Genomic DNA, 19,942 nt, shown 5'->3' on the forward strand with positions numbered 1-19,942 from the left:
ACCGGACGACCATGACGTCTTCGAAGCGAAACCGTGCCGAGGCCCTGCCGCAGGACCTCCAGGAAGCACTCCGCCGCCGGCTGGCCGGACGGGCCGCCCCGGGCGCGCCCGGCGCCGCCCGGCAGGCCATCCCGCGCGCCGACCGCACCCGTCCGCTGCCGCTGTCCTTCGCCCAGCAGCGCCTGTGGTTCCTGGACCGGCTGCGCCCGGGCGACCCGCGCTACAACAGCGCCGTCGCGCTGCGCCTGACCGGCCCCGTCGACCACACCGCCCTGGCCGCCGCACTGGAGCACGTGGTGGCACGGCACGACGCGCTGCGCACCACGTTCCAGGAGCACGACGGCACCCCCACGCAGACCGTGCATCCCGCCGGACCGCTCCCGCTGCCCGTCCACGACCTCACGGCAGCGGCCGGCGCCGGCCTGGAGGCGGCGCTGCTGGCCGAGTACGAGCGGCCCTTCGACCTGGAGGCCGGGCCCCTGCTGCGCGCCCTCCTCCTGCGGGAGGCACCCGACACGCACGTGCTTCTGCTGACGGCCCACCACATCGTCACCGACGGCTGGTCCATGGGCGTCCTGCTGGACGAGCTGTGCACCGCCTACGACGCTCTTGCCCAGGGCGCGAGCCCCGCCCTGGCGCCGGTGCCCACGCAGTACCCGGACTTCGCCGTCTGGCAGCGCGAGCAGCTGTCCGGCGCCCGGCTGGAACGCCACCTGGCGTACTGGAAGGAGCACCTGTCCGGGGCGGTCGCCCCCGAACTGCCGCTGGACCGGCCCCGCCGCGGCGAGGAGTCCGGCGCGGGCGCGGTCCACACCTTCACCGTCCCCGCCGCCACCACCGCCCGGCTGAAGCAGCTCGCGGCCGACCGGCACACCACCCTGTTCACCGCCCTGGTCGCCGCCTGCCAGACCCTGCTGGCCCGCTGGTCCGGGCAGGACGACATCACCGTCGGCTCGCTCACCCCCGGTCGCGGCCGCACCGACCTGGAGCGGGCCGTCGGGTTCTTCGTCAACACCGTCGCGCTGCGCACCCGCGTCGAGACCGGCGCCTCCTTCCGGGACCTGCTCACCGCCGCCGCGGACACCGTCAACGACGCCTTCGCGCACGGCGACACGCCGTTCGAGCGGCTGGTCGAGGCCGTCGGCGCGCCCCGCGAAGCCGGCCGCAACCCCCTGTTCGACGTGATGGTCCTGCTGCACCCGGCACCGCCCACCGCACCCGACCCGCACGGCCTGGCCGCCTCCCCGGTCGCCGTGCCCCGGCGCGCCGCCACCTTCGACCTGAGCGTGGAGTTCGTGCCCGACGGCGACGGGCTGACCGGCCTGCTGGAGTACCGCACCGACCTGTTCGACGCGGCCACCGCCGCACGCATGGCGGACCAGCTGCTGCGCACGCTGGACGGCGCCGCCACCGACCCCGACCGTCCGCTCGGCGCCCTGCCCCTGCTCTCGCCCGAGCAGGAGCGGCAGGTGACACACGACTGGAACTCCACCGCGCGCCCGGTCCCCGAGGAGACCCTGCCCGAGCTGTTCACCCGGCAGGCGGCCCGCACCCCGGACGCCACCGCCCTCGTCGCCGGGGACGTCCGCCTCGACTACGCGACGCTCGACGCGCGCGCCGACCGCGTCGCCCGTCACCTCGTGGCGCGGGGAGCAGGCCCGGAGCGCCTCGTCGCCCTCCGGCTCCCGCGCACCGCCGACATGATCGTGGCGATCCTCGCCGTCTGGAAGGCCGGCGCCGGCTACCTGCCCCTGGACCCGGCGCTGCCCGAGGACCGGGTGCGGTTCCTGCTGGAGGACGCGCGCCCCGCGCTCGTCCTCGACGAGGCCGCCCTGCGGGAGGCCGACGACAACCACGGCGGCACCGTCGACGGCCCGTCGGCGCCCCCGCACCCCGACACCACCGCCTACGTCATCTACACCTCCGGCTCCACCGGCCGCCCCAAGGGCGTCGCCGTGGCCCACCGGTCGCTGGCGAATCTCCTCGCGGGCCACCGCGAGGGCTTCGTCGCCGAGGCCGGCGGCGGGCCGCTGAACGTGGCCCTCACGGCGTCGTTCTCCTTCGACACCTCCCTGGAGGGCGTGCTGCTGATGGCCGACGGCCACCCGCTGCACCTGGTCGACGGGACGACACGGCTGGACGCCGCCGCCCTGGTCGAGTACGTCGTCGAGCACCGCATCGACTTCCTCGACCTCACCCCCACCTACCTGCGTCAGTTGCTGCCCGCCGGGCTGCTCACCGATCCGCGCCACCACCCGCGCGTCCTCATGCTCGGCGGCGAGGCCGTCGGACCCGCCCTGTGGCGGGAGCTGGCGGCGCGGCGGGACGTGGCCGCGTACAACTTCTACGGCCCCACCGAGTGCACCGTCGACGCGCTGGCCTGCCGGATAGCCGGCGACGGCCGGCCCACTGTGGGCCGGCCGCTGCCCAACGTGCGCGCCTACGTCCTCGACGACCGCCTGCGGCCCGTCCCGCCCGGCGTCGGCGGCGAGCTGTACCTGGCCGGAGTGCAACTGGCCCGCGGCTACAGCGGGCGGCCCGGACTGACGGCCGCCCGGTTCCTGCCCGACCCGTTCGGCCCGCCCGGCACCCGCATGTACCGCACCGGCGACCTGGCCCGCTGGAGCGCCGACGGACGCCTGGACTACCTGGGGCGCGCCGACGACCAGGTCAAGGTGCGCGGCCACCGCATCGAGCCCGGCGAGGTCGAGGCGGCGCTGACCGACCTCCCCGACGTCGCCGCCGCCGCGGTCGTCGCCGTCACCGACCCGCACGGCCACGTCCGGCTCGCCGCCTACCTCGTCCCCGCCGGCCCGGGCGCCCGGCCCGTCGCGGCCGAGGTGCGGGCCGCCGTACGGCACGTGCTGCCCGACCACATGGTGCCGTCCTCCTTCACCGTGCTCGACGCCCTGCCGATGACCGTCAGCGGCAAGGTCGACCGGCGTGCCCTGCCCGCGCCCGACTTCGAAGGCGCCGAGCAGCAGCGGGAGTTCGTCGCCCCGCGCACCCCCGAGGAGGAGACCCTCGCCCGCATCTGGGCCGAGGTTCTGGGCGCGCGCCGGGTCGGCGTGACGGACAACTTCTTCGAGCTGGGCGGCGACTCCATCCTCAGCATCCAGGCCGTCTCCCGCGCCCGCGCGGCCGGGCTGCACCTGACCTCGCGGGACGTCTTCCGCCACCAGACGGTCGCCGACCTCGCCGCCGCTGCGTCCGTGCGCACCGCGCAGGTTCCCGCGCCCCGGCGCCCCGCCGAGGAGGGGCCGGCGCCGCTGACCCCCGTACAGGAGTGGTTCTTCGCCACCCACGGCCCGCTGCGGCACTTCACCATGTCGGTGCTGCTGGACCTGCCGCACGACCTCGACGCCCCGGCGCTCGAGCGCGCCCTGGAGGCGCTGGCCGCCCACCACCCGGCGCTCCGCACCCGCTTCGCCCGCTCCGGGGACACCTGGCTCCAGCACCCCGGCGAGGGCCCGGCCACCGCACTGCTCACCCGCCACGACCTCTCCGGCGCCGCCGACCCGGCGGCGGAGCGCGAACGGGCCGCCACGGCCGCCCGCGCCGCACTCGACCCCGAGACCGGCGCCCTGCTGCGCGCCGCCCTGTTCACCTGTTCCGGTGGGCGCCCCCAACTCTTCCTCACCGCACACCACTTGGCAGTGGACAGCGTCTCCTGGCGCATCCTGCTCGCCGACCTCGCCGAGGCCTACCGGCAGGCCTTGGGGGGAGAGGCGGTTCGGCTGGAGCCCGTCGCCACGCCGTTCACCGACTGGGCCGCGCACCTCGCGCGCCGGGTGCGTGACGGCGACCTCGACGCCGACCTGCCGCACTGGACGGCCGAGGCCGCCGAGCCCCGCACCCCGCTGCCCGTGGACCGCCCCGGCACCCCGCTCGCCGGCTCGGTCCGCACCCTCGACGCCCGCGTGGACCGCGCCACCACCGAGGCGCTGCTGCGCCGGGTGCCCGCCGTCTACCGCACCCAGGTCAACGACGTGCTGCTCGGCGCGCTCAGCCGGGTCCTCGCCGACTGGACCGGCGCCGAGCGGGTGACCGTCCTCCTCGAGGGCCACGGCCGGGAGGACGACACGCTGGACCTGTCGCGCACCGTGGGCTGGTTCACCGCCCAGTACCCCGTCACCCTCGCGCCCGCCGGACCGTCCGGGGCGCCCGACTGGGGCGCCACCCTCAAGGCGGTCAAGGAGCACCTGCGGTCCGTGCCCCGGCACGGCCTGAGCTACGAGGCCCTCGCCCGCCTCGGCTCGCCCGACCCGGCCGCCCGCGCCCTGAAGGACGTGCCGCTGCCGCAGATCAGCTTCAACTACCACGGCCAGTGGGAGACCACCGACGGCGGCGACTTCGCCCCCGCGGGCGAGACGCCCGGCCGCGACATCGCCCCGGACACACCCCTGGACCACCTGCTGGACGTCTCCGCCGTGGTCACCGACGGCGAACTCCACCTCACCTGGCACTACAGCGACCAGGTGCACGACGAGGCCACCGTCCGCGCCCTCGCCGACGGCATGACCGCCGCGCTCGCCGCGATCACCGAGCACTGCGCCCGGCCCGGCGCGGGCGGCCGCACCCCGTCCGACTTCCCGCTGGCCCGCCTCGACCAGGAGCGCCTGGACCGCCTCGTCGGCGACGGCCGCGACGTGGAGGACGTGCTGCCGCTCACCCCGCTCCAGGAGGGCATGCTCTTCCACCGGCTGGTCGGCGGCCCCGACGACGTCTACGTCGACCAGGCCGGCCTGCTCCTCGACGGCGTCGCCGACCCGCACGCCTTCGCCGTCGCCTGGCAGCGCGTCACCGACCGCACGCCGGCCCTGCGCACCTGCGTCGTCTGGGAGGACGTACCCGTACCGCTCCAGGTCGTGCGCCGCGAGGTGCGGGTGCCGGTCACCCACCTCGACTGGCGCGAGCTGGACGAGGGGATACGCGCCGAACGCCTGGTCCGGCTGCGCGCCGACGACCTGGCCCGGGGCATCGACCTCGCCGCGGCGCCGCTGATGCGGCTCACCCTGGTCCGGCTGCCCGACGCCCGGCTGCACCTGCTGTGGACCTCCCACCACCTCATCCTGGACGGCTGGAGCCTCGCCCAGGTGCTGACCGAGGTGTGCGAGGAGTACGCGGCGCTCACCGCGGGCACCGAGTCCCGGCCGCCGCTGCGCCGCCCCTTCGGCGACTACGTGCGCTGGCTCGCCGACCAGGACCCCGACGCCGCCCGCGCCCACTGGCGGGGCGTCCTCGCCGGGTTCGCCGAACCCACCCCGCTCCCCGCCGACCGCCCCCTGCGCGAGGCCCACCAGACCCGCTCCGCCGCCCTGCACACGGCCGGCCTGGACGCGGAGGCGTCGGCCCGCCTCGCCCGCACCGCCCGCGAGGCGGGACTCACCCTCAACACGGTCGTCCAGGGCGCCTGGGCGCTGCTGCTGTCCCGCTACGCCGCCCAGGACGACGTGCTGTTCGGCACCACCGTCTCCGGACGGCCCGACGACCTGCCCGGCGTCGAGTCGATGGTCGGCATGTTCATCAACACCGTGCCCACCCGCGTCCGCGTCGACCCCGCCCGCCCCGCCGGGGAGTGGCTGCGCGAACTCCAGGACGCCCAGGCCGAGTCGAGGCGGTTCGCCGCCGCCTCGCTCGCCGAGCTGACCCAGCTGAGCGACGTGCCGTCCGGCAGCCCGCTCTTCCACAGCATGGTCGCCTTCGAGAACTACCCCTTCGACGAGGCCCGCACGGCCGGGTCCGGAATCCGCCTGGCCGACGTCTCCTCCCGCGACGCCACCAACTACCCGCTCGTCCTGCGCGCCCACCACGGCGAACGCCTCGGCTTCGACCTCGCCTACGACCCGGACCTCTTCGACGCGGCGACCGTCCGCGCCCTCGCAGGACGGCTCTGCCTGCTCCTGACCGGGCTCGCCGACGGCACCGACCGGCCGCTGCGCGCCCTGGCGTGGACGACGGCCGAGGAACGGCACCGGATCCTCACCGACTGGAACGGCACCGCGTCCGGCCGCCCCGCCGAGACGCTGGTGGACCTGTTCGAGGCGCAGGCCGCCCGCACCCCCGGCGCCGTCGCCGTCACCTGCGGGACCGAGCACCTGGACTACGCGACCCTGGACGCCCGCGCCGGCCGCCTCGCCCACCGGCTCGCCGAACTCGGCGCCGGACCCGAGCGGTTCGTCGCCCTCGCCCTGCCCCGCTCCACCGACCAGGTGGTCGCCGTTCTCGCCGTGCTGAAGTCCGGCGCCGCCTACCTGCCGATCGACCCGAACTCGCCCGCCGAACGCATCGCCCACCTCCTCGCCGACGCCACCCCCGTCACCCTGGTGACCACCACCGGCACCGCGGCCCGCGTCGACGGCACCGGTGTGCCCGTCGTCCTCCTCGACGACCCGGAGGAGGAGGCCGGCCTCGCCCGGCGCCCGGCCACCGGACCCGAGCCGGCCCGCCGCCCCCTGCCCGAGAGCCCCGCCTACGCCATCTACACCTCCGGCTCCACCGGCCGCCCCAAGGGCGTGGTGATCCCGCACGCCAACGTGGTGCGGCTGTTCACCCGCACCCGCCCGTGGTTCGGATTCGGCCCGGACGACGTGTGGACGCTGTTCCACTCCTACGCGTTCGACTTCTCCGTGTGGGAGCTGTGGGGCCCCCTGCTGCACGGCGGCCGGCTCGTCGTCGTGCCCGACGAGACCGCCCGCTCCCCGGAGGACTTCCTGCGGCTGCTGGCCGGCGAAGGGGTCACCGTCCTCAACCAGACGCCCTCCGCGTTCTACCCGCTCGTCCGCGCCGACGCCGAACTCCTCGGCACCGGTGCCCGACTCGCCCTGCGCACCGTGATCTTCGGCGGGGAGGCCCTCGACGTCGGGCGGCTCACCGACTGGTGGGCCCGCCACCCGGCCGACACCCCGCGCCTGGTCAACATGTACGGCATCACCGAGACCACCGTGCACGTCACCCACGCCCCGCTCGGCCCCGCCACCGCCGCGCTCGGCCCCGCCGGCCCCATCGGCGTCGCGATACCCGACCTCAGGGTGTACGTCCTCGACGCGGACCTGTCCCCCCTGCCGCCGGGCGCGACCGGCGAGCTGTACGTGGCGGGGGAGGGCCTGGCCCGCGGCTACCTGGGCCGCCCCGGCCTGACCGCCACCCGGTTCCTCGCCGACCCGTTCGGCCCGGCCGGCAGCCGCATGTACCGCACCGGCGACCGCGCGAAGTGGCGGGCCGACGGCACCCTGGAGTACCTGGGCCGCGCGGACGCCCAGGTGAAGATCCGCGGCTACCGCATCGAGCCAGGCGAGATCGAGGCCGCCCTGCACACCCACCCCGCCGTCGCCGACACCGCCGTCGGTGTGTTCGAGGACACCTCCGGGACGCGCCGCCTGGTGGCGCACGTCGTCGGCACCGGCGGCGCGACACCCCCGGCGGCCGAGCTGCGCGCCCACCTGGAGCGGCTGCTGCCCGCCCACATGGTGCCCGCCGCCTACGTCCCGATGGACGCCCTCCCGCTCACCGTCAACGGCAAGCTCGACCGGCGCGCCCTGCCCGCCCCGACGGCGGACGGCTACGCCGCCGACACCGACCGGACCCCGCCGCGCACCCCCGCCGAACGGGCCGTCGCCGCCGCCTGGTCGGACGTCCTCGGGGTCGACGAGGTGCACGCCGGGGACGACTTCTTCGCGCTCGGCGGCGACTCCATCCTCGCCGTCCGCGTCACCGCCCGGCTGCGTGCCGCGTTCGGCCCCGACGTGTCCCCGCGCGCGCTGTTCACCCACAGCACCGTGTCCGCGCTCGCCGCCGAACTCGGCGATCCGGTCGACGACACTTCCGCCGCTCCCGTCGACGCGATACCGGCGACCGATCCGCAGACCCCGGCGCCGCTGTCGTACGCCCAGCAACGCCTGTGGTTCCTCGACCGGTTCGAGCCCGGCAGCACCGAGTACACGACGCTGTCCGTGCTGCGCCTGCGCGGCCCGCTCGACGAGCCGGCCCTGCGCACCGCCCTGGACGGCCTCGTCGCCCGCCACGAAGCCCTGCGCACCACTTTCACCGAACACGACGGGCAGCCCCGGCAGGTGGTGCACCCGCCGCGCCCGGCCGCCCTGACCGTGGACGACCTCGCCGCCGCCCCCGACCCGTCGGCCGCGCTGGAGGACCTGCTGGAGCGAGAGGCCGCCACACCCTTCGACCTGGCGACCGGGCCGCTGCTGCGCGCCCGCCTCGCCCGCACCGCGGCCGACGAACACGTCCTGGCCCTCGCCGTCCACCACATCGTCACCGACGGCTGGTCGCTCGGCGTCCTCGGCCGGGACCTCGGCGAGCTGTACGCGGCCGCCCACGAGGGCCGCCGGTCCGAACTCCCGGACCTGCCCGTGCGCTACGCCGACCACGCCGCCTGGCAGCGCGCCCGCACCGACCAGCTCGAGCGGCAACTCGCCCACTGGCGCGAGCGGCTGGCCGGCGTACCGCCGCTGGAGCTGCCGACCGACCGGCCGCGTCCCGCCGTCCGCACCCGCGACGGCGCGCTCGTGACCTTCGCGCTGCCCGCCGAGCTGACCGACCGCCTGCGCGAGCGGGGCCGGGAGGCCGACGCCACCCTCTACATGACCCTGCTCGCCGGCTGCACGGTCCTGCTGTCCCGCTGGGCCGACCAGGACGACTTCGCCGTCGGCACCGTCACCGCGGGCCGGGAACGTCCCGAACTGCACGACGTCGTCGGCATGTTCGTCAATACCCTGGTGCTGCGCAACGAGGTCAGGCCCGGCACGTCGTTCCGCGCGCTGCTGGAGCAGGTGCGCGGCACCGTCCTGGACGCCTTCGCCCACCAGGACGTGCCCTTCGAACGGCTGGTGGACGCCCTTCAGCCCGAACGCGACACCAGCCGCACCCCCCTGTTCCAGGTCATGGTCGCCCTGCACAACCTGGGCGCCGAGGCACCCGAGCTGCCCGGCCTGGACGCCGAGCCGCTGCTGCCGCCGGTCCGGCACGCCACCTTCGACCTGGCCTTCGACTTCGTGGAGGGCGACGGCGGCGTCACCGGCCACCTGGAGTACGACACCCGCCTGTTCGACGAGGACACCGTCCGCGGCCTGGCCGCCCGCCTGCGCCTGCTGCTGGAGGCGGCGGTGCGGGAACCGGACCGCGACGTGCGGGCGCTGGAGCTGATGACCGCCGACGAGCGGAGGCGGGTGCTGCACGACGGGCAGGGCGCGCACCTCACCGTCCCGGACACCACCTTCCCCGCCCTGTTCGAGGCCCAGGCCGCCCGCACCCCGCACGCCACCGCGCTGGTCGCCCGCGACGCCACCCTCGGCTTCGCCGCCCTCAACGACCGCGCCAACCGGCTCGCCCACCACCTGCTGGCCCAGGGCGCTGGCCCCGAGCGGGTGGTCGCCGTCCGGCTGCCGCGCACCTCCGAGCTGGTGGTCGCGGTGCTCGCCGTCGCCAAGTCCGGCGCCACCCTGCTCCACCTCGACCCGGACCTGCCCGCCGCACGCGCCGCCGGGCTCCTCCAGGACGCCGCCCCGCACACCGTGCTCACCGCCGACACGCTGCGCACCGTCCCGTGGGACCGGCTGCCGGCCCACGACCCCACCGACCGCGACCGCCCGGCCCCGCTGCGCCCGCAGCACGCCGCCTACATGATCTACACCTCCGGCTCCACCGGCCGCCCCAAGGGCGTCGTCGTGGAACACCGCCACCTGGTCAACCTCTGCCACGACCACCGCGAAGGGCTCGTCGCCCCGAACACCGCGGACGGGCGGCGGCTGCGCGCCGCGCTCAGCGCCTCGTTCTCCTTCGACACCTCCTGGGAGGGCCCGCTGCTGCTCGCCCTCGGCCAGGAGGTCCACCTCATCGACGAGGACGTGCGCCTCGACCCCGAGGCGTTCTGCGCGCAGATCGCCGAACGGAACCTGGACCTGGTCAACGTCACCCCGTCCTTCCTCCGTGAACTCCTCGCCGCGGGCCTCCTCGCGCCCGGCCGCCACCACCCCCGCGTCCTGCTCGTCGGCGGCGAGGCGACCGGCCCCGACACCTGGCGCGACCTGTGCGCCGCCGCCGAACTCGGCGTCACCGCCTACAACATGTACGGCCCCACCGAGTGCACCGTCGACGCCGCCTACGGCCGCGTCACCGACCGCCCCGACCGGCCGGTCATCGGACGGCCCGGCGCCAACCTGCGCGCCTACGTCCTCGACCGCGCCCTGCGCCCCGTGCCGCCCGGCACGCCCGGCGAGCTGTACGTCGCCGGCGCCCAGGTCGCCCGCGGCTACCTCGGCCGCCCCGGCCTGACCGCCGCGCGGTTCCTCGCCGACCCGTTCGGCGCGCCGGGGGAGCGGATGTACCGCACCGGCGACCGCGTCCGCCGCGACGCACAAGGACTGCTGGAGTTCCTGGGCCGCGCCGACGAACAGATCAAGATCCGCGGCTTCCGCGTCGAACCCGGCGAGATCGAGGCCGCACTGCTCGCCCACCCGGACGTCGCCGACGCCGTCGTCACGGCATGCGACCACGCGGGCCGTCTGATGCTCGTGGCCTACCTGGTGCCCGCCGGGGACACCGCCCCGGCCGCCGACGCACTGCGTCTCGCGCTGCGCCGCACCCTGCCGGACCACATGGTGCCCGCGGCGTTCGTGCCGCTGACCCGGATCCCGCGCACCACCAGCGGCAAGACCGACCGGCGCGCCCTGCCCGCCCCGCCGGCGCAGCCCGACGCCACCGCCGACCACGTGGCACCCCGCCCCGGCGCCGAACAGACGCTGGCCGCCATCTGGGCCGACGTCCTGCGCGTCGAACGGGTGGGCGCACGCGACAACTTCTTCGCGCTCGGCGGCGACTCGATCCTCAGCATCCAGATCGTCTCCCGCGCCCGCCAGGCCGGTCTCGCGCTGACCACCAAGGACGTCTTCCGCCACCAGACCGTCGCTGAACTCGCCCTGCGCGTCACCGAGTCCACGCCGGTCACGCCCGATCCGACCGCCCCCGCCGAGGCACCGCTCACCCCCATCCAGCGCTGGTACCTCGACGACCGCAGCCCCGGCGACCCGCTGCGTTTCACCATGTCCCAGCGCGTCGAACTCGCCCCCGGCACCGACCTGCCGGCCCTGCACACCGCCGCGGACGCCCTCGTACGCCACCACCCGGCGCTGCGCACCCGCTTCCGCCGCACCGAGGACGGCTGGCGCCAGGAGGTCCTGCCCGGCGTCCCGGACGGCACCGTCACCCTGCACGACGTGACCGGCCTCGACGGCCCCGCCCTGGAGACCGAGGCGGCCCGCCTCGCGGACGAGGCCCGCGCCGCCCTCGACCCCACCGAGGGCCGGGTGGCACGCGTCCTCGTCCTCGATCGCGGCCCGCACGCGCCCGCCCAACTGCTTTTCACCGTGCACCACTTGGCCGTCGACGGCGTCTCCTGGCGGATCCTGCTGGGCGACCTGGAGACCGCCCACCGGCAGGCCGCCGCCGGGCACCCCGTCGAGCTGCCCCCGGCCACCACCGCATACGGCCACTGGGCGTCCCGGCTGGAGGCCCACACCCGCTCCGGCGCCCTGGACGGCGACCTCGCCCACTGGCGGCGCACCGCCGAGGCCCCCGCCGACCTGCCCGCGGGCCGGCCCGGTCCCAACACCCACGGCACCGCCGCCACGGTCACCGTGGAACTGGAGCCGGAGACCACCGAGGCCCTGCTGCGCCAGGTCCCCGAGGTCTACCGCACCCAGGTCAACGACGTGCTGCTCAGCGCCCTCGGCCGCACCCTGGCCCACTGGTGCGGACGCGAGAGCGTACTGGTCGGCGTGGAGGGCCACGGCCGCGAGGACCTCTTCGACGACCTGGACCTGTCCCGGACGGTCGGCTGGTTCACCGCGGAGTTCCCGCTCGCGCTGACCGTCGCCCCCGACGCCGGCTGGCACGACACCCTGCGCTCGGTCAAGGAGCAGCTGCGCGCGGTGCCCCTGCACGGCCTGAGCCACGGCGCCCTCCGTCACCTGCTGCCCGGCAGCCCGCTGGCCGGCGCCCCGGCACCGCGGGTCGGCTTCAACTACCACGGCCAGTGGGACGCCGGCGCGGGCGTCAGCGGCCTGTACGCCGCCGCCCTGCCCCCGGCCGGCTCCGACACCGACCCGGACGCCCCCCGGCCCTACCTGCTGGACATCACCGGCGTGGTGCAGGACGGCCGGCTCGAACTCGGCTGGACCTACCCCCCGGCCGTCTACGACGAGTCCACCGTCCGGGCCCTCGCCGAGGAGATGTGCGCGGCGCTGCGCGAGATCGCGGCCCACTGCGCCCGCCCCGACGCGGGCGGCCGCACCCCGTCCGACTTCCCGCTGGCCGGGCTCGGACAGCCGGAGCTGGACCGCCTGGTGGGCGACGGCCGGCACGTGGCCGACGTCCTGCCGCTGACCCCGCTGCAGGCCGGCATGCTCTTCCACGGCCTGGTGGACACGGCGGGCGCCTACTCCGACCGCGTGGCCGTCCGCCTGTCCGGGGTGAGCGACCCGCGGCGCTTCGCCGCCGCCTGGCAGCAGGTCGCCGACCGCACCGACGCCCTGCGCACCAGCGTCCACTGGCAGGGCCTGCCGCACCCCGTGCAGGTCGTGCACCGGCATGTGGAGCTGCCCGTCACCCACCTGGACTGGCGACAGCTCACGCCCGAGGAGCGCGCGACGGCCACCGAGGACCTGCTGGCCGCCGACCGCGCCACGGGCATGGACCTGACCACCGCACCCCTCACCCGGATCACCCTGGCCGCGCTGCCAGGCGACGAGGTCCTGCTCCTGTGGTCCTCCCACCACCTGATCCTGGACGGCTGGAGCACCGGACAGCTCCTCACCGAGGTGTGCGAGCGCTACGCCGCCCTCACCGGCGGCCGGGCGGCCCCCGCACCGGTCAGGCGCCCCTTCGCCGACTTCCTGCGCTGGCTGCACGACCAGGACGAGGCCGCCGCCGAGGCCCACTGGGCCGACACCCTCGCCGGGTTCCCCGCCCGCACCCCGCTGCCCTACGACCGCACGCCCACCGAGGAGCACCGCGCCCGCGCCGCCGCCCTCACCGGCCGCCGGCTGGACGAGGACCTCTCCGCGCGGCTGCGGCAGGGCGCCGCCCGCGCCGGGCTCACGGTGAACACCGTCATCGAGGGCGCCTGGGCGCTGCTCCTGGCCCGCCACAGCGGCCGCGACGACGTCGTGTTCGGCACCACCGTCTCCGGACGCCCGGCCGAACTGCCCGGCGTGGAGTCGATGATCGGCATGTTCATCAACACCGTGCCCACCCGCGTCCGGGTCGCGGGCGGGGGAGCGGCCTCCTGGCTGCGAGCGGTGCAGGAGCACCAGAGCGACACCCGGCGCTTCGACCACCTCGCCCTGCCCCGCATCCAGGCGCTGAGCGAGGTACCGGCCGGCGAGGCGCTGTTCGACAGCATGGTGGTGTTCGAGAACTACCCCGTCGACGAGTCCGCCACCGCCCGCACGGGCGTACAGGTCGAGGAGGTGCGCGCCGAGGACGCGCCCACCTTCCCGCTGTGCCTGCGCGCCCACCTCGGCGACCGCCTCGGCCTCGACCTCGCCTACGACGACGGCCTGTTCGACGCGGCCACCGCCGACCGCCTGGCGGACCGCCTCACGGTCGTCCTGCGCGCCCTCGCCGACGCGCTGGAGACCGACGCGGACGTGACCGGCCTGGAGGCGCTGACCGAGGACGACCGCGCCCTGCTGGAACGGTGGAACACCGCCGCCCGCCGGACGGAGCCGCGCAGTCCCGTCGCCCTGTTCGCCGAGCAGGCCCGCCGCACCCCCGGGGCGCCCGCCCTGCGCGACGGCGACACGCACCTGACGTACCGCCAACTGGACGATTGGTCCGACACGCTGGCCTCCCGGCTGCTCGCCGGCGGACTGCGCGCCGAGGACCGGGTGGCCCTGCTGATGGACCGCTGCGCCGCCCTCGTCGTCGCCCAGCTCGCCGTCCTCAAGGCGGGCGGCGCCTACGTACCCGTGGACGCCCGCGCCCCCGAGGACCGGCGCCGCACGCTGATCGAACGCGCGGGCGCCACCGTCCAGTTGTCGGCCGAGGACGTCACCGCCGCCCGCACCCCCGTGCCGGACGCGCCCGCCGCCGCGCCCGCGGACCCCGACCGGCTCGCCTACGTGATGTTCACCTCCGGGTCGACCGGCGAGCCGAAGGCGGTCGCCGTGCGCCACCGCGACGTGGCCGCCCTCGCCACCGACGGCCGCTTCACCGGCGGCGTGTGCGACCGGGTGCTGCTGCACTCCCCGGTGGCCTTCGACGCCGCCACCTTCGAGGTGTGGGCGCCGCTGCTCACCGGCGGCTGCGTCGTCGTCGCTCCCGCGCGGCCGCTGGACGCCGCGCTGCTGCGGCAGATGGTCCGCGACACCGGCCTGAGCGCGCTGTGGCTGACCGCCGGCCTGTTCCGGCTGCTCGCCCAGGACGCGCCGGACTGCTTCACCGGACTGCGCCAGGTGTGGACCGGCGGCGACGTCGTGCCCGCCGCGGCCGTACGCCGCGTCCTGGCCGCCTGCCCGGGCCTGGCCGTCGTCGACGGCTACGGCCCCACCGAGACGACGACGTTCGCCACCTCGTTCCCGCTCACCGACGCGGCCGGCGTCCCCGAGACCGTGCCCATCGGCCACCCGCTCGACGAGATGCGCGTCCACGTCCTCGACGGCCGGCTGCGGCCCGTGCCGCCGGGCTGCCCGGGCGAGCTGTACCTCGCCGGCGAGGGCGTCGCCCGCGGCTACCTGGGACGCCCCGGCGACACCGCGGCCCGCTTCCTGGCCGACCCGGCCGGCCCGCCCGGCAGCCGCATGTACCGCACCGGCGACCTGGCCCGCCGCCGCCCCGACGGCACCGTGGAGTTCCTGGGGCGCGCCGACGACCAGGTGAAGATCCGCGGCTTCCGCGTCGAACCCGGCGAGGTCGAGGCGGTCCTCGCGGGACACCCCGGCGTCACCGACGTGACCGTGCTCGCCCGCGAGGACCGGCCCGGCAGCCGCCGCCTGGTGGCCTACGTGGTCGGCACCGAAGACGACACCTCCCTGCGGGAGTTCGCCCGGCGCTCCCTGCCGGACTACCTCGTGCCGTCGGCGTTCGTCGTCCTGCCCGCGCTGCCGCTCAGCCGCAACGGCAAGGTCGACCGGGCGGCCCTGCCCGCTCCCGAACCCGCGAGCGGCGCACAGGACGCGCCCGCCGAGCCCCGCACCGACGCCGAGCGCCGCACGCTGGAGGTCTTCGCCGACGTCCTCTCCGTGCCGCGCCCCGGCGTGCGGGACGACTTCTTCCAGCTCGGAGGCGACTCCATCCTCAGCATCCGCCTCGCCGTCCGCCTGTCCGAGGCGTTCGGCACCGAACTGTCCCCGCGCGCGGTGTTCACCCACCCGACCCCCGAGGCCCTCGCCGCCCTGCTCACCGAGGAACGCCCCGCCGACACGGCGCCCACGACGATCGCCCCGGTCACCCGCGACACGCCCGCCCCGATGTCGTACGCCCAGCAACGCCTGTGGTTCCTGGAGGAGTTCGCGCCCGGCAGCGGCGAGTACGTCACCTCGCTGGCCCTGCGGCTGCGCGGCCGGCTCGACGTGCCCGCCCTCACCGCGGCCCTGCGCGCCCTGGTCGAGCGGCACGAGGCGCTGCGCACCACCTTCGACGCGGTCGACGGCCACGGCGTGCAGATCGTCCACCCGGCCGGGGACGTGCCGCTGACCCTGCACGACCTGTCGCAGCTCACCGGCGGCGAACGCGACGCCCGGCTCGCGGACCTGCTGGACGCCGAACGCGCCCGCACCTTCGACCTGCGGCGCGGCCCCCTCCTGCACACGGGCCTGATCAGGCTCGCGGACGACGAGCACGTCCTGACGCTGACCCTGCACCACATCGTCACCGACGGCTGGTCCACCGGCGTCCTCACCGGCGACCTCGCCCACTTCTACCGCACCGAACTCGGCGCGGAGACAGGCACGTTGCCGCCGCTGCCGGTGCAGTACGCCGACTACGCCCACTGGCAGCGCGGCCGCGGCACCGACGACCACCTGGCCTACTGGAAGGAGCACCTGGCCGGGCTGGAGACGCTGGACCTGCCCACCGACCGGCCCCGCCCCGCGGTGCGCACCCACCACGGCGCCTCGGTACGGCTCTCCCTGCCCCGCGAGACCACCCGCCGCCTGGCCCGGGTGGGCCGCGACCGGCAGGCCACCCTCTTCACCACCCTCGTCGCCGCCGCCCAGGCCTACCTGGCCCGGCTGACCGGAGGCGAGGACATCACCGTCGGCACGGTCACCTCCGGCCGCGACCGCGCCGAGGTCCAGCACCTCGTCGGGTTCTTCGTCAACACCCTCGTCCTGCGCTCCCGCGTCGCACCCGACCGCCCGTTCCCCGAGTTCCTCGGCGACGTCCGCGAGACCGTCCTGGACGCCTTCGCCCACCAGGAGGCGCCGTTCGAGCAGGTCGTGGACGAGGTCCAGCCGGTCCGCGACACCAGCCGCACCCCGCTGTTCCAGGTCATGGTGGTCCTGCAGAACGCCCCGGCCGCCGCCCTCGACCTGCCCGGCCTCGAGATCACCGACGTCGACACCGAGCTGCGGCACGCCGCGTTCGACCTCACCCTGGAGTTCGCCGAGACCGGGACCGGCGAACTGCACGGCGTCCTCACCTACAACACCGACCTGTTCGACGCGGCCACCGCCGAACGCATGGCCGGCCAGCTCGGCACCCTCCTGACCGCCGTCGCCGAGAACCCCGACCGGCCCCTGGGCGCCCTGCCCCTGGCCACCGACGAGACACTCAAGGCCGTCCTCGACCAGGGCCGTGCCACCGCCCGCCCGGTCCCGCCGGCCACCCTGCCGGAGCTGTTCGAACGGCAGGCCGCCCGCACCCCCGACGCCGTCGCCCTGGCCGACGCCGACGGCCGGGAACTGACGTACGCGCACGTCGAACGCGCCGCCAACCGGCTGGCCCACCGCCTCATCGCCCGGGGCGCCGGCCCCGAGCGGATCGTGGCGCTGGCCCTGCCCCGCAGCGCGGAGACGGTCGTGGCCCAGCTTGCCGTCACCAAGGCCGGCGGCGCCTTCCTGCCCGTCGACCCCGACTACCCGCGGCAGCGCCGGGAGTTCATGCTCCGCGACGCCGGCGCCTGGCTCGTCCTGGACGACCCGGCCGCCGTATGGGACGCCGACGGCCCGGACACCGCGCCCACGGACGCCGACCGCACCTCCCCGCTGACCGTCGACCACCCGGCGTACGTGATCTACACGTCCGGCTCCACCGGCACCCCCAAGGGCGTCACCGTGACGCACCTCGGCCTCGCCGCCTTTGCCGCCTCAGCCGCCGAGCGCTACGACGCGGGCCCCGGCGACCGGGTCCTGCAGTTCGCCTCACCCAGCTTCGACGCCTCGGTGCTGGAGCTGTGCGTGTCCCTGCTCAGCGGCGCCACCCTGCTCACCGGCGAGGAAGGCCCCCTCGTCGGCGAGCGCCTCGCCCAGGTCCTCGCCGAGCGGCGCGTCAGCCACACCCTCATCCCGCCCGCCGCCCTCGCGACGGTCGACCCGGCCACCGCCGACGCCCTGCCACACCTGCGCACCCTCATCGTCGGCGCCGAGGCCTGCCCCGCCCACCTCGTCGAACGGTGGGCCCCCGGCCGACGGATGATCAACTCGTACGGCCCGACCGAGGCCACCGTCGTCGCCACCTGGACCGGCCCGCTCACCCCGGGCGCGGGCGCCCCGCCCATCGGACAACCGGCCGGCGCCACCCGCGTCCACGTCCTCGACGTCACCCTGCGCCCCGTCCCGCCCGGCGTCACCGGCGACCTCTACGTCTCCGGACCCGGACTGGCCCGCGGCTACCTCCACCGGCCAGGACTGACCGCCTCCCGCTTCGTCGCCGACCCGTTCGGCGCCCCAGGGGAGCGCATGTACCGCACCGGCGACCGCGCCCGCTGGGACGCGAACGGCAACCTGCGCTTCGCCGGACGCGCCGACGCCCAGCTCAAGCTGCGCGGCTTCCGCATCGAACCCGGAGAGATCGAGAGCGCGCTGCGCGGCAGCCCGCTGGTGCGCGACGCGGTGGTCACCGTACGCGCCGGCGGCAGCGACCCGGACGGCCGCTCCGGCGCGCGCCTGGTCGCCCACGTCGTACCCGCCGAGGGCGCCTCCGAGGACCTGCCCGTACCCGAACTGCGCGACCACCTCGCCGGACTGCTCCCGGCACACATGATCCCCTCGGCGTTCGTGCCGCTGGCACAGCTGCCGCTCACCCCGAACGGCAAGACCGACCGCGACGCGCTGCCCGAACCCGGGCCCGCGCACACCGTCAACGGCCCGCACACGCCGCCGCGCACCGACACCGAACGCCGCATCGCCCGCATCTGGGGCGACGTCCTCGGCGTCGCCGACGTCGGGGCGCACGACAACTTCTTCCACCTCGGCGGCGACTCCGTCCTCAGCATGCAGGTCGTCTCCCGCCTGCGACGCGGCGGGCTGCACGTGAGCACCCGCGACCTGTTCACCCACCAGACCGTCGCCGAACTGGCCGGTGCCGTCACCACCGCCCCCCGGCACACCGGGGACGAACCGGTGACCGGGGACGTGCCACTCACCCCCATCCAGGAGTGGTTCCTGACCGGCCCGCGCGCCAGCCATGCCCACTTCAACCAGTCCCTGCTGGTGGAACTCGCCCCCGGCGTGGACGCCACCACCCTGGAGAGCGCCCTCAACGCCCTGCTCGACCACCACGACGCCCTGCGCATGCGCTTCACCGCCGGCCAGGACGGCTGGCACCAGTACAACCCGCCCGCGGACGACACCGACCGCGACGGGCTCCTGACCCGCCACGACCTCGGCGGCCTCACCGCCACCGACGCCGACACGGCGATGGAGAAGGCCGCCGACGACCTGCACTCCGGCTTCGACCTCGCACGCGGCCCGCTGCTGCGGGCGGCCCTGTTCACCGGCGCCGCCGACCGGCCCGACTTCCTCCTCCTGGTCGGCCACCACCTGGTCGTGGACGCCGTCTCCTGGCGCATCCTGCGCGACGACCTGGAGGCCGCCTACCGGCAGGCCGCCCAGGGCGGACCTGTCGCGCTGGGGGAGCGCACCACGTCCTTCCGCGACTGGGCCCGCGGTCTCGCCGCACACGTCGCCTCCGGCGCCTTCGACCATGAACTGCCCTACTGGGAACACGTCGTGGACACCGAGCCGCTCCCGTCCGAGACGCCGGACGGCGCCGGCACCGGCGCCGTCGACATGCTCACCGTCGAACTGGACGAGGCGGACACCGAGGCGCTGCTGCGCGCCGCACCGACCGCCTACCGCACCCGCGTCAACGACGTCCTGCTCGCCGCCCTCGCCCTCGCCCTGGCCCGCTGGACCGGCCACGAGGACGTCCGCCTGGACCTGGAGGGACACGGCCGCGAGGACGTCCTCGACGACGTCGACCTCACCCGCACGGTCGGCTGGTTCACCACCGTCCACCCCGTCGCCCTCCAGGTCCCCGAACCCGCCGACCTCGGCCCCGACCGCGACTGGCGCACCTTGGTGAAGTCCGTACGCCGCCAGCTGCGCGCCGTGCCCGGCAACGGCCTCGGCTTCGGCGCGCTGCGCACCTTCGGCCCGCCCGAGGTGCGCGAACGCCTGGGACGCGCCGCCCACGGACAGGTCGTCTTCAACTACCTCGGACAGTGGGACGCCCGCCCGGAGAACCCCGGACACGGCCTGATACGCGCCGAACACGGCTCGTTCGGCCGCCACCACGACCCGCGCGACAGCGGCTCCCACCCGCTGGAGATCGTCGGCGCCGTCCAGCGCGGGCGGCTGTCCTTCATCTGGCACCACCGGCCCGCCCTGCACGCCACCGCCACGGTGCGCGCTGTCGCCGAGGACTTCGCCCGGGCCCTGCGCCACATCGCCCACCACGCCCGCGACCGCCGGTGACGCCCCGC

Annotated in this window: 1 protein-coding gene; it reads left to right on the forward strand. The window is 76.0% G+C overall.

Going from position 1 to position 19,942, the window contains the following annotated elements; translation table 11 throughout:
- Positions 1–11 precede the first annotated feature (11 nt).
- Positions 12–19,934 (forward strand): non-ribosomal peptide synthase/polyketide synthase, encoded by a 19,923-nt coding sequence (locus tag ACP7TJ_RS30560; protein ID WP_427766843.1) that lies wholly within the window; start codon positions 12–14, stop codon positions 19,932–19,934.
- Positions 19,935–19,942: the final 8 nt, after the last annotated feature.

This window comes from Streptomyces sp. DSM 41931 (genome assembly GCF_050271085.1).
Taxonomy (GTDB): Bacteria; Actinomycetota; Actinomycetes; order Streptomycetales; family Streptomycetaceae; genus Streptomyces; species Streptomyces albogriseolus.

What these genes read in the sequence shown, in the direction of transcription:
- ACP7TJ_RS30560 (WP_427766843.1), top strand. Translation starts at nt 12, where the DNA reads ATGACGTCTTCGAAGCGAAACCGTGCCGAGGCCCTGCCGCAGGACCTC.